Source organism: Streptomyces sp. SS1-1 (genome assembly GCF_008973465.1).
GTDB lineage: Bacteria > Actinomycetota > Actinomycetes > Streptomycetales > Streptomycetaceae > Streptomyces.
The window spans coordinates 6,302,645-6,314,800 of record NZ_WBXN01000004.1; the positions used below are offsets into that span (position 1 = coordinate 6,302,645).

The 12,156-nt window shown below is 72.2% G+C and carries 12 protein-coding genes; all 12 read left to right on the plus strand.

Translation table 11 applies throughout. From position 1 onward, the window contains the following. The first annotated feature begins 94 nt into the window (after positions 1-94). Positions 95-1,897 carry a DUF5941 domain-containing protein gene (locus F8R89_RS30060; RefSeq protein ID WP_151786896.1) on the plus strand — a complete coding sequence of 601 codons (1,803 nt, stop codon included), beginning with the start codon at positions 95-97 and terminating at the stop codon, positions 1,895-1,897. Further along, on the plus strand, positions 1,894-2,646 hold the full coding sequence (locus F8R89_RS30065; protein ID WP_151786897.1) for a sugar phosphate nucleotidyltransferase: 753 nt from the start codon (positions 1,894-1,896) through the stop codon (positions 2,644-2,646). The genes F8R89_RS30060 and F8R89_RS30065 overlap by 4 nt, the downstream gene beginning before the upstream one ends. Then, positions 2,634-3,695 (plus strand): iron-containing alcohol dehydrogenase family protein, encoded by a 1,062-nt coding sequence (locus F8R89_RS30070; protein ID WP_151786898.1) that lies wholly within the window; start codon positions 2,634-2,636, stop codon positions 3,693-3,695. Before F8R89_RS30065 ends, F8R89_RS30070 begins: the two co-directional genes overlap by 13 nt. Then, positions 3,673-4,452, plus strand: a complete 780-nt coding sequence (locus F8R89_RS30075) for a CDP-alcohol phosphatidyltransferase family protein (protein ID WP_151786899.1) — start codon at positions 3,673-3,675, stop codon at positions 4,450-4,452. The genes F8R89_RS30070 and F8R89_RS30075 overlap by 23 nt, the downstream gene beginning before the upstream one ends. 5 nt (positions 4,453-4,457) lie before the next feature. After that, positions 4,458-5,330 carry a glycosyltransferase family 2 protein gene (locus F8R89_RS30080; protein WP_151788343.1) on the plus strand — a complete coding sequence of 291 codons (873 nt, stop codon included), beginning with the start codon at positions 4,458-4,460 and terminating at the stop codon, positions 5,328-5,330. 99 nt (positions 5,331-5,429) lie between these two features. Continuing rightward, on the plus strand, positions 5,430-6,359 hold the full coding sequence (locus tag F8R89_RS30085) for an ABC transporter permease (protein WP_151786900.1): 930 nt from the start codon (positions 5,430-5,432) through the stop codon (positions 6,357-6,359). Further along, positions 6,352-7,131, plus strand: a complete 780-nt coding sequence (locus F8R89_RS30090; protein ID WP_151786901.1) for an ABC transporter ATP-binding protein — start codon at positions 6,352-6,354, stop codon at positions 7,129-7,131. The genes F8R89_RS30085 and F8R89_RS30090 overlap by 8 nt, the downstream gene beginning before the upstream one ends. Before the next feature lie 385 nt (positions 7,132-7,516). After that, entirely contained in the window at positions 7,517-8,416 is a 900-nt protein-coding gene (gene hpnC, locus F8R89_RS30095) for a squalene synthase HpnC (protein ID WP_151786902.1), read from the plus strand. Continuing rightward, positions 8,413-9,363 carry a presqualene diphosphate synthase HpnD gene (hpnD, locus tag F8R89_RS30100; protein WP_151786903.1) on the plus strand — a complete coding sequence of 317 codons (951 nt, stop codon included), beginning with the start codon at positions 8,413-8,415 and terminating at the stop codon, positions 9,361-9,363. The genes hpnC and hpnD overlap by 4 nt, the downstream gene beginning before the upstream one ends. After that, on the plus strand, positions 9,363-9,482 hold the full coding sequence (locus tag F8R89_RS37385) for a DUF6380 family protein (protein ID WP_413251276.1): 120 nt from the start codon (positions 9,363-9,365) through the stop codon (positions 9,480-9,482). Before hpnD ends, F8R89_RS37385 begins: the two co-directional genes overlap by 1 nt. After that, the gene (hpnE, locus tag F8R89_RS30105; protein ID WP_151786904.1) at positions 9,479-10,906 is read left to right on the plus strand and encodes a hydroxysqualene dehydroxylase HpnE; all 1,428 of its coding nucleotides are present in this window, start codon (positions 9,479-9,481) and stop codon (positions 10,904-10,906) included. Before F8R89_RS37385 ends, hpnE begins: the two co-directional genes overlap by 4 nt. A 71-nt stretch (positions 10,907-10,977) precedes the next feature. Beyond that, entirely contained in the window at positions 10,978-12,042 is a 1,065-nt protein-coding gene (locus tag F8R89_RS30110) for a polyprenyl synthetase family protein (protein ID WP_192806402.1), read from the plus strand. The last annotated feature ends 114 nt before the right edge of the window (positions 12,043-12,156 follow it).

The following is a 12,156-nucleotide window of genomic DNA, read 5'->3' on the forward strand; positions in this document are numbered from 1 at the left end:
CTGCCGACACGCCGCCCGGCCGCCACCGGCAAGGGGCGCCGCCACCATGAACATGACCGGCGCGAGCACGCCGGCACCCAGGGAGTGAGTTCGGTTGCCGACCGCCATCCTCACCGGTCAGCCGGTCCCCGGATCGTCGATCGAGGGCGATCTGCGGTCCCTCGGCTACGATGTCCGGACCGCCTCGGACCCGGCCGACGCCGAGACCCTTCTCGCCCAGGTCCCCGGTGACCAGCGCGTCGCCCTGGTCGACGCCCGCTTCGTCGGCCACCTGCACGCCCTGCGGCTCGGCCTGACCGACCCCCGCTTCCCGCTCGCCGCGATCCCCGGCGCCGTCACCGCCCAGCCCGCCGGCCGGCAGGCGCTCACCCGCGCCGTCGCCCGCGAGACCTCCGCCGGCGGCGGCACGGCGGTGGCCGTCGACAGCCTCGCCGACCGGGTCGCCACCGCCCTCGACACCGAGGGCACCGACGTGCACCGCCCCGAGCTCGGCAGCCTCGTCGCCGCCGTCCCGGAGGACCCGCAGGCCCGCAACGAGGCCCGGCAGTCCGTCGCCTCCGTCGACGACGAGGCCATACGCCTGAAGTCGGCCGTGAAGGCCCGCGACGGCTTCTTCACGACCTTCTGCATCAGCCCCTACTCGCGCTACCTCGCCCGCTGGTGCGCCCGGCGCGGCCTGACCCCCAACCAGGTCACCACCGCGTCCCTGATCACCGCGCTGATCGCGGCGGGCTGCGCGGCCACCGGCACCCGCGGCGGCTTCGTCGCGGCCGGCCTGCTGCTGATCTTCTCGTTCGTGCTCGACTGCACCGACGGACAGCTCGCCCGCTACTCGCTGCAGTACTCCACGCTCGGCGCCTGGCTCGACGCCACCTTCGACCGGGCCAAGGAGTATGCCTACTACGCCGGGCTCGCCCTCGGCGCGGCCCGCGGCGGCGACGACGTGTGGGCGCTCGCCCTCGGCGCGATGGTCCTGCAGACCTGCCGGCACGTCGTGGACTTCTCCTTCAACGAGGCGAACCACGACGCCACCGCCAACACCAGCCCCACCGCCGCCCTCTCCGACAAGCTCGACAGCGTCGGCTGGACGGTGTGGGTGCGGCGGATGATCGTGCTGCCGATCGGCGAACGCTGGGCGATGATCGCCGTGCTGACGGCCCTCACGACTCCGCGCATCACCTTCTACGCCCTGCTCATCGGGTGCGCGTTCGCCGCCACGTACACCACGGCCGGCCGGGTCCTGCGCTCGCTGACCCGCAAGGCCCGCCGCACCGACCGGGCCGCCCAGGCCCTCGCCGAGCTCGCCGACTCGGGTCCGCTGGCCGAGACCGTCGCACGTCGCCTGCCCGGCCCGAAGCGTCCGACCGCCCTGATCAGTGCCGTTGCCGGCGCCGTCGCCGTCACGCTCGCCGCCTGGGGCTGGGGCCCCGAGTGGCCGGTCGTCCTGTTCGCCGTGCTGTACGCGCTGCTCGCGGGCGAGGCCGTGAGGCACCCCCTCAAGGGCGCCCTCGACTGGCTGGTCCCTCCGGTCTTCCGGGCCGCCGAGTACGGCACCGTCCTGCTGCTGGCGGCCAAGGCGGACGTCCAGGGAGCCCTTCCCGCGGCTTTCGGCCTGGTGGCGGCCGTCGCCTACCATCACTACGACACGGTGTACCGCATCCGCGGTGGCGCCGGCGCGCCCCCGGCCTGGCTGGTGCGCACCATCGGGGGGCACGAAGGACGGACCCTGCTCGTCACCCTCCTCGCCGCGGTGCTCACCGCGTCGCAGTTCACGGTCGCGCTCACGGCACTCGCCGTGGCCGTGGCCCTGGTGGTGCTCGTCGAGAGCATCCGCTTCTGGGTGACCGCCCACAAGGGCGGCGCACCCGCCGTACACGATGAAGGAGAACCCGCATGATCGGCCTCGTGCTGGCGGCCGGCGCCGGACGGCGTCTGCGCCCCTACACCGACAGCCTCCCCAAGGCTCTGGTGCCGGTGGGCCCCGCGGGCATAGAGGGCGAACCGACGGTTCTCGACCTCACCCTCGCCAACTTCGCGGAGATCGGCCTCACCGAGGTCGCGATCATCGTCGGCTACCGCAAGGAGGCCGTGTACGAGCGCAAGGCGGCGCTGGAGGCGAAGTACGGCCTCAAGCTGACCCTCATCGACAACGACAAGGCCGAGGAGTGGAACAACGCCTACTCCCTGTGGTGCGGCCGTGACGCCCTCAAGGACGGCGTGATCCTCGCCAACGGCGACACCGTGCACCCGGTCTCCGTAGAGAAGACCCTGCTCGCCGCCCGTGGCGAGGGCAAGAGGATCATCCTCGCCCTGGACACCGTGAAGTCGCTGGCCGACGAGGAGATGAAGGTCGTCGTCGACCCCGCCAAGGGCATGACGAAGATCACCAAGCTGATGGACCCCGCCGAGGCCACCGGCGAGTACATCGGCGTCACCCTCATCGAGGGCGACGCCGCCCCCGAGCTGGCCGACGCCCTGAAGACGGTCTGGGAGACCGACCCGCAGCAGTTCTACGAGCACGGCTACCAGGAGCTCGTGAACCGCGGCTTCCGGATCGACGTGGCGCCGATCGGCGACGTCAAGTGGGTGGAGATCGACAACCACGACGACCTCGCCCGTGGACGGGAGATCGCGTGCCAGTACTGACCCGGCTCATCCCCTCGCCGGTCGTCGTGGACATCCGCCCGGGTGCCCTCGACGACCTGGCCTGCGTCCTCGCCGACGAACGCATCTCCCACTCCGGCAAGCTCGCCGTCGCCGTCAGCAACGGCTCCGGCGCCCGGCTGCGGGAGCGGCTCGCCCCCGCGCTGCCCGGCGCCTCCTGGTACGAGGTCGGCGGCGGCACCCTGGACGACGCGGTCCGGCTGGCCGGCGACATAAAGGCCGGCCACTACGACGCGGTCGTCGGTCTCGGCGGCGGCAAGATCATCGACTGCGCCAAGTTCGCCGCGGCCCGCGTGGGCCTGCCCCTCGTCGCCGTCCCGACGAACCTCGCGCACGACGGACTGTGCTCGCCGGTCGCCACGCTCGACAACGACGCCGGGCGCGGTTCCTACGGTGTGCCGAACCCGATCGCGGTCGTCATCGACCTCGACGTCATCCACGAGGCCCCGGCCCGCTTCGTGCGCGCCGGCATCGGGGACGCGATCTCCAACATCTCCGCCATCGCCGACTGGGAGCTCGCCCACCGCGTCAAGGGCGAGAAGATCGACGGCCTCGCCGCCGCGATCGCCCGCCAGGCCGGCGAGGCCGTCCTGCGGCACCCCGGCGGCATAGGGGACACCGGCTTCCTCCAGGTGCTGGCCGAGGCCCTGGTCCTCAGCGGTATCGCGATGTCGGTGTCGGGCGACTCCCGCCCCTCCTCCGGCGCGTGCCACGAGATCAACCACGCCTTCGACCTGCTGTTCCCGAAGCGCGCCGCCGCCCATGGCGAGCAGTGCGGACTGGGCGCGGCCTTCGCCATGTACCTGCGCGGGGCGCACGACGAGTCGGCCTTCATGGCCGAGGTGCTGCGCCGGCACGGCCTGCCCGTGCTGCCGAGCGAGATCGGGTTCACGGACGACGAGTTCGTCCGCGCCGTGGAGTTCGCTCCGCAGACCCGGCCCGGCCGGTACACGATCCTCGAACACCTCGACCTGACAACCGACCAGATCAAGGACGTCTACGCCGACTATGTCAAGGCCATCGGTAGCTGAACTACGCCCCGTCGTCCACCCCGCGGGGGTGAAGGACCGGCGCAGCGGTGAGCACTGGATGGGACGCCTCTACATGCGCGAGGTGTCCCTGCGGGTCGACCGCTACCTGGTGAACACCAGGGTCACGCCCAACCAGCTCACGTACCTGATGACCGTCTTCGGTGTCCTCGCGGCCCCGGCACTCCTCGTGCCGGGGATCGCGGGCGCCGTGCTGGGCGTCGTGTGCGTCCAGATGTACCTGCTGCTCGACTGCGTCGACGGCGAGATCGCGCGCTGGCGCAAGCAGTACTCCCTCAGCGGCGTCTACCTCGACCGGGTCGGCGCCTACCTCACCGACGCAGCCGTGCTCACCGGCTTCGGGCTGCGCGCCGCCGACCTGTGGGGCAGCGGCCGTATCGACTGGCTGTGGGCCTTCCTCGGCACGCTCGCCGCGCTCGGCGCCATCCTGATCAAGGCCGAGACCGACCTCGTCGGCGTCGCCCGCCACCAGACCGGCAAGGAGCCGGTCAAGGAGGCCGCCGCCGAGATGCGCTCCTCGGGCATGGCGCTGGCCCGCCGGGCCGCCGCCGCCCTGAAGTTCCACCGGCTGATCCTCGGCATCGAGGCGTCGCTGCTCATCCTGGTCCTCGCCGTCGTCGACCAGGTCCGCGGCGACCTGTTCTTCTCCCGGCTCGGCGTCGCGGTGCTCGCCGGCATCGCCCTCGTCCAGACCCTGCTGCACCTGGTGTCCATCCTCGCCTCCAGCAGGCTGAAGTGAGCGCCATGAAGGTCGGCGCGGTCGTCATCACCATGGGCAACCGCCCCGAGGAGCTGCGCGCCCTGCTCGACTCGGTCGCCAAGCAGGACGGCGACGCGGTCCAGGTCGTCGTGGTCGGCAACGGCTCACCCGTTCCGGACGTCCCCGAGGGCGTCCGCACGATCGAGCTGCCCGAGAACATCGGCATCCCCGGCGGCCGCAACGTCGGCATCGAGGCGTTCGGCCCGAGCGGCCGGGACGTCGACGTGCTGCTCTTCCTCGACGACGACGGCCTGCTCGCCCGGCACGACACCGCCGAGCTGTGCCGCCAGGCCTTCGAGGCCGACCCGGCGCTCGGCATCATCAGCTTCCGCATCGCCGACCCCGAGACCGGGGTCACCCAGCGCCGGCACGTCCCGCGGCTGCGCGCCTCCGACCCGATGCGCTCCTCCCGGGTCACCACCTTCCTGGGCGGCGCCAACGCCGTGCGCACCCAGGTCCTCGCGGAAGTCGGCGGCCTGCCGGACGCATTCTTCTACGCGCACGAGGAAACCGATCTGGCATGGCGGGCCCTCGACGCGGGCTGGATGATCGACTACCGGTCCGACATGGTGCTGTACCACCCCACGACCGCGCCCTCCCGGCACGCGGTCTACCACCGCATGGTCGCCCGCAACCGGGTCTGGCTCGCCCGCCGCAACCTGCCCGCGCCGCTGGTCCCCGTCTACCTCGGGGTGTGGCTGCTGCTCACCCTTCTCCGGCGTCCCTCGGGGCCCGCGCTGAAGGCATGGTTCGGGGGATTCCGGGAAGGATGGACGACTTCGTGCGGTCCCCGGCGTCCCATGAAGTGGCGTACGGTGTGGCGGCTGACCCGACTGGGCCGGCCTCCTGTCATCTGACAGGCTCGGCCCTGAGGAGCACCGGCCCGCACCCCGGCCGCAGGTACATGCCAGACCCGCACAGGGGGCTGCGCATCTCGATGACGAAAGTTTCGACTGGTGAGTGAGACAACGCACGACGGCCCGGTCGCGGTGAGCGCGCCGCCGTCGCCCGACGAGGGACTCACGGCGGCCGAGCTGGCCGCCAAGTACGGGCTGACCGTGAGCGGCGCCCGCCCCTCGCTGTTCGAGTACGTCCGGCAGCTCTGGGACCGGCGGCACTTCATCCTCGCGTTCTCGCGGGCGAAGCTGACCGCCCAGTACAGCCAGGCCAAGCTCGGGCAGCTCTGGCAGGTGGCCACCCCGCTGCTGAACGCCGCCGTGTACTTCCTCATCTTCGGCCTGATCCTGCAGGCCGACCGGGGCATGTCCCGCGAGGTCTACGTGCCGTTCCTGGTCACGGGCGTCTTCGTGTTCACCTTCACCCAGAGCTCGGTGATGGCGGGCGTCCGCGCGATCTCCGGCAACCTCGGACTGGTGCGCGCCCTGCACTTCCCGCGCGCCTCGCTGCCCATCTCCTTCGCGCTGCAGCAGCTCCAGCAGCTTCTCTTCTCGATGGTCGTGCTGTTCGTCGTGGCGGTCGCCTTCGGGAGCTACCCGTCGATGTCCTGGCTGCTGATCGTCCCGGTGCTGGTGCTGCAGTTCTTCTTCAACACCGGCCTCGCGATGATCATGGCCAGGGCCGGCGCCAAGACCCCCGACCTCGCCCAGCTGATGCCGTTCGTGATGCGCACCTGGATGTACGCGTCCGGCGTGATGTTCTCCATCCCGATCATGCTGGAGGGCAAGCCGGAGTGGATCGCCACGGTCCTGCAGTGGAACCCGGCCGCGATCTACATGGACCTCATGCGCTTCGCCCTGATCGACGGCTACGGCTCCTCGAACCTGCCGGACCACGTCTGGATGGTCGCGCTCGGCTGGGCCGTGCTGTTCGCCGCCGGCGGCTTCGTGTACTTCTGGAAGGCGGAGGAGAGGTACGGCCGTGGCTGACCAGAACGCCGGGGAGCGCGTCCCCACCGTCATCGCCGACGAGCTGCACATCGTGTACCGCGTCAACGGCGCCAAGTCCGGCAAGGGCAGCGCCACCGCCGCCCTGAGCCGCATCCTCAAGCGCGGCGAGGAGCGCGGGGTGCGCAAGGTGCACGCCGTGCGCGGTGTCTCCTTCGTCGCCTACCGGGGCGAGGCCATCGGCCTCATCGGCTCCAACGGCTCGGGCAAGTCCACCCTGCTGCGGGCCATCGCCGGGCTGCTCCCGGCCGAGAAGGGCAAGGTCTACACCGACGGGCAGCCCTCGCTGCTCGGCGTGAACGCCGCCCTGATGAACGACCTCACCGGCGAGCGGAACGTCATATTGGGCGGGCTCGCCATGGGCATGACCCGCGAGCAGATCAAGGCGCGCTACCAGGACATCGTCGACTTCTCCGGCATCAACGAGAAGGGCGACTTCATCACCCTGCCGATGCGCACCTACTCCTCCGGCATGGCCGCCCGGCTGCGGTTCTCCATCGCCGCCGCCAAGGACCACGACGTCCTCATGATCGACGAGGCGCTGGCCACCGGTGACCGCAAGTTCCAGAAGCGCTCCGAGAACCGCATCCGCGAGCTGCGCAAGGAGGCCGGCACGGTCTTCCTCGTCAGCCACAACAACAAGTCGATCCGCGACACCTGCAACCGCGTCCTGTGGCTGGAACGCGGCGAGCTCCGGATGGACGGTCCGACGGACGAGGTCCTCAAGGAGTACGAGAAGTTCACGGGCAAGTAGTCCACCCCGTGGTGGGCCGTGCGGCCCAGAACGCTTCGCGGGGCCCCGCCGGAACTGCTCCGGCGGGGCCCCGCGTCTGCAAAGGAAACGTCAACTCCGCCTGGTGTCAGGAATCTTGACGCCGATCGGTGTGTTCTTGTGATGTGCAGGACACCCCCAGGAGCCGTGCAGCGTTGTACAACGTAAGCTGTACCGGTACCGAAACACGCAAGTGGGGCGATAAGGCGTGATGCCCGCCTCCGGGCCGCGGCACGGAGGCCCGGGCGGCGTGTCCGAAATAGTGCGCATCGGGTCTGCGGTGTAGAACGGGAGATGTGACGGCAATGGCTACGGAAACTCCCCAGCTCCACGCAGCGTGCGCCGTCTTCGCGCCGGGCAGTCGACGATGACGGGAGCCGACGCGCTCACCGCCGATCCGGAGCGCACCACCCTCGACAAGGCCGCCGCGGAGAACTTCCCCGTGGCGCCGTTCTTCCTGCCCAGGGCCTGGCGCGCCGACCTCATGGCCGTCTACGGCTTCGCCCGCCTCGTCGACGACATCGGCGACGGCGACCTCGCCCCCGGCGGCGCCGACGCCCGCCTGCTCGGCGTGTCCGGCCCCGACGCCGACGACCGCCTCGTGCTGCTCGACGCCTTCGAGGCCGACCTGCGCCGCGTCTTCGACGGCACCCCGCGCCACCCCCTGCTGCGCCGCCTCCAGCCGACGGTCCACCGCCGCTCGCTGACCCCCGAGCCGTTCCTCGGCCTGATCGCCGCCAACCGCCAGGATCAGCTCGTCGGCCGGTACGAGACCTACGACGACCTCCTTGCCTACTGCGAACTCTCCGCCAACCCCGTCGGCCGGCTCGTCCTCGCTGTCACGGGGACCGCGACGCCCGAGCGGATCCGGCTCTCCGACGCGGTGTGCACCGCGCTCCAGATCGTCGAGCACCTCCAGGACGTCGCCGAGGACCTCGGACGTGACCGGATCTATCTGCCCGCCGAGGACATGAAGCGCTTCCACGTCGACGAAAACGACCTGGCCGCGAAAACAGCAGGCGCATCGGTGCGCGCACTGGTTGCATACGAAGCCGAACGCGCCCGGAACCTCCTGAATGAAGGCACGCCCCTCGTGGGTAGCGTCCACGGCAGGCTCAAGCTGCTGCTGGCGGGTTTCGTGGCGGGGGGAAGGGCGGCCGTCGAAGCGATCGCCGCCGCCGAATACGACGTACTCACAGGCCCGCCCAAGGCCGGCAAGCTCCGGCTGCTGCGCGAGGTGGGCGGGACCCTGCGAGGAGAGGGGTGATCCGGACCGTGGAGTCTGCACCACACGTGTCCGCACCGGTACTCGCCGCCTACAGCTACTGCGAGACCGTCACCGGACGGCAGGCCCGGAACTTCGCCTACGGCATCCGGCTGCTGCCCACGCCCAAGCGCCGGGCGATGTCGGCGCTGTACGCGTTCTCGCGCCGGGTCGACGACATCGGCGACGGCACCCTGCCCGGCGACGTCAAGACCGCCCGGCTCGAGGACACCCGCGGGGTCCTGACCCGGATCCGCGAGGGCGAGATCGACGAGGACGACACCGACCCCGTCGCCGTCGCGCTCGCGCACGCCGCCGCCACCTTCCCGATCCCGCTCGGCGGCCTGGACGAGCTGATCGACGGCGTGCTCATGGACGTCCGGGGCGAGACCTACGAGACCTGGGACGACCTCAAGGTGTACTGCCGCTGCGTGGCGGGCGCCATCGGCCGTCTCTCGCTCGGCGTCTTCGGCACCGAACCGCACGCGCGCGGCGCCGAACGCGCCCCCGAGTACGCCGACACCCTGGGCCTGGCCCTCCAGCTCACCAACATCCTGCGCGACGTCCGCGAGGACGGCGAGGGCGGCCGTACGTATCTGCCCGCGGACGACCTCGCCAAGTTCGGCTGCTCCGCCGGCTTCCACGGGCCGACCCCGCCGGAGGGCTCCGACTTCGCCGGCCTCGTGCACTTCGAGGTCCGCCGGGCCCGCGCCCTGTTCGCCGAGGGCTACCGGCTGCTCCCCATGCTCGACCGGCGCAGCGGCGCCTGCGTCGCCGCGATGGCCGGCATCTACCGCCGCCTCCTGGACCGCATCGAACGCGACCCGGAGGCCGTCCTGCGCGGCCGTGTCTCCCTGCCCGGCCGGGAGAAGGCCTACGTCGCCGTCCGCGGCCTGTCCGGCCTCGACACCCGGCACGTGACCCGGCGAGCCGTCAGGAGGCGTGCCTGATGCAGCTGGGCGGAAAACGGCGGGCAACCCTCCGCGGCCGTACCGCGTCCCTGACGACGACCGGCCGAACGGCGTCCGGATGCCGGCACGGCGGTCGCACGGGGGAGGGCGCGCGATGACCGACGGCACACGGTCCGACGGGCCGCTCTCCGGCGCCTCCGACCGCTCCGGGCGGGACGCCGTGGTCATCGGCGGCGGGCTCGCGGGTGTCACCGCCGCGCTCGCGCTCGCCGACGCGGGCGTGCGCGTCACCCTGCTGGAGGGCCGGCCCCGGCTCGGCGGCCTCGCCTTCTCCTTCCGGCGCGGCGACCTGACCGTCGACAACGGTCAGCACGTCTATCTGCGCTGCTGCACCGCCTACCGCTGGTTCCTCGACCGGATCGACGGGGCCGCGCTCGCCCCGCTGCAGGAACGTCTCGACGTGCCCGTCGTCGACCTCGGCAAGCCCGAGGGCCGGCGGCTCGGCCGGCTGCGGCGCGACCCGCTGCCCGTCCCCCTGCACCTCGGCCGCAGCCTCGCCGGCTATCCGCACCTGTCGCTCGCCGAACGGGCCAGGGTCGGACGCGCCGCGCTCGCCCTCAAGGGCCTCGACCCGGCCGACCCCGCCCTCGACGACCAGGACTTCGGCAGCTGGCTCGCCGCGCACGGCCAGTCCCCGCGCGCCGTCGAGGCCCTGTGGGACCTGGTCGGCGTCGCCACCCTCAACGCCGTCGCCGGCGACGCCTCGCTGGGACTCGCCGCCATGGTGTTCAAGACCGGCCTGCTGTCCGAACCGGGCGCCGCCGACATCGGCTGGTCCCGGGTCCCGCTGGGCGACCTGCACGACGGACTGGCCCGCAAGGCCCTCGACTCCGCGGGCGTCCGCACCGAACTGCGCACCCGCGCCACCTCGCTCTCCCGCGACGCCGGCGGCCGCTGGAGCGTCCAGGTGCCCGGCGAGACGCTCACCGCCGACGCCGTCGTGCTCGCCGTGCCCCAGCGCGAGGCCCACGCCCTGCTGCCCGAGGGCGCCCTCGACGACCCCGGCCGGCTGCTGCGCATCGGCACCGCGCCGATCCTCAACGTCCACGTCGTCTACGACCGCACGGTGCTCGCCGCCCCCTTCCTGACGGCCCTCGGCACCCCGCTGCAGTGGGTCTTCGACCGCACCGAGGCCGCCGGCCTCACCGACGGCCAGTACCTCGCCGTGTCCCAGTCGGCCGCGCAGGACGAGATCGACGCACCCGTGGCCACCCTCCGCGAGCGGTACCTGCCCGAGCTGGAGCGGCTGCTGCCGCGCGCCCGGGGCGCCCGCGTGAAGGACTTCTTCGTCACCCGCGAACGCACCGCGACGTTCGCCCCGACCCCCGGCGTCGGACGGCTGCGGCCCGGCGCCCGTACCAAGGCACCCGGCCTGTACCTGGCCGGAGCGTGGACCGCCACCGGGTGGCCCGCGACCATGGAGAGTGCGGTCCGCAGCGGCGTCGGAGCGGCCGAGGCCGCCCTCGGCGCCCTCGGCAGGCCCCGCCCCGGCCATCTCTTCGCCGTCGAGGAGGCGGCCTGATGCTGAACGAGCACGCGGCGGCAGGCCCCCGCACCCCCGGTACCGCTACAAGAGGAGAGACCGTGCCCACTGTGCCCCCGGCCGAGAAGGCCGCTCGAGAGACCGCGGTCGACGTGACCGCGCTCCTGGAGCGCGGGAGGACCCTGGCCACACCGGTACTGCGGACGGCGATCGACCGCCTGGCCGCTCCCATGGACACCGTCTCCGCGTACCACTTCGGCTGGATCGACGCCCACGGCAACCCCACGGCCGGCGACGGCGGCAAGGCCGTGCGCCCCGCCCTCGCGGTGCTCTCCGCCGAGGTCACCGGAGCCGCCCCCGAGGCCGGCATCCCCGGGGCCGTCGCCGTGGAACTCGTCCACAACTTCTCCCTGCTGCACGACGACCTCATGGACGGCGACGAGCAGCGCCGGCACCGCGACACCGTCTGGAAGGTGCACGGCCCCGCCCAGGCCATCCTCGTCGGGGACGCCCTGTTCGCCCTCGCCTACGACGTCCTGCTGGAACGCGGCACCGCCGAGGCCGGCCGCGCCGCCCGCCGGCTCACCACCGCCACCCGCGCCCTGATCGACGGTCAGGCGCAGGACATCTCCTACGAGCACCGCGACCGCGTCAGCGTCGAGGAGTGCCTGGAGATGGAGGGCAACAAGACCGGCGCCCTGCTGGCCTGCGCCTCCTCCATCGGCGCGGTCCTCGGCGGCGCCGACGAGCGGACCGCCGACACCCTGGAGACGTACGGCTACCACCTCGGCCTCGCCTTCCAGGCCGTCGACGACCTCCTCGGCATCTGGGGCGACCCGGACGCCACCGGCAAGCAGACCTGGAGCGACCTGCGCCAGCGCAAGAAGTCCCTGCCGGTCGTCGCCGCGCTCGCGGCGGGCGGCAGCGCCTCCGAGCGGCTCGGTGAGATCCTCGCCGCCGACGCCAAGAGCAGCGACTTCGCGACCTTCTCCGAGGAGGAGTTCGCCGCCCGGGCCGCCCTCATCGAGGAGGCGGGCGGCCGCGAGTGGACGGCCGAGGAGGCACGCCGCCAGCACACCATCGCCGTCGAGGCCCTCGACGCCGTCGACATGCCCGAGCGCGTGCGGGCGCAGTTCACGGCGCTCGCGGACTTCGTCGTCGTCCGCAAGAGATGAACACCATCGGGGGAAGAGAGATGATCCATATCGGTCGAATAGTCCTCGCGTAGTCGCCGGCCGGAGGCGCTGGACGCAGCGCCCCGGCCGACGGCGGACCCACAGCAGACGCAC

What these genes read in the sequence shown, in the direction of transcription:
- F8R89_RS30065 (WP_151786897.1), top strand. Translation starts at nt 1,894, where the DNA reads ATGATCGGCCTCGTGCTGGCGGCCGGCGCCGGACGGCGTCTGCGCCCC.
- F8R89_RS30075 (WP_151786899.1), top strand. Translation starts at nt 3,673, where the DNA reads ATGTCAAGGCCATCGGTAGCTGAACTACGCCCCGTCGTCCACCCCGCG.
- hpnE (WP_151786904.1), top strand. Translation starts at nt 9,479, where the DNA reads ATGACCGACGGCACACGGTCCGACGGGCCGCTCTCCGGCGCCTCCGAC.
- hpnC (WP_151786902.1), top strand. Translation starts at nt 7,517, where the DNA reads ATGACGGGAGCCGACGCGCTCACCGCCGATCCGGAGCGCACCACCCTC.
- F8R89_RS30080 (WP_151788343.1), top strand. Translation starts at nt 4,458, where the DNA reads ATGAAGGTCGGCGCGGTCGTCATCACCATGGGCAACCGCCCCGAGGAG.
- F8R89_RS37385 (WP_413251276.1), top strand. Translation starts at nt 9,363, where the DNA reads ATGCAGCTGGGCGGAAAACGGCGGGCAACCCTCCGCGGCCGTACCGCG.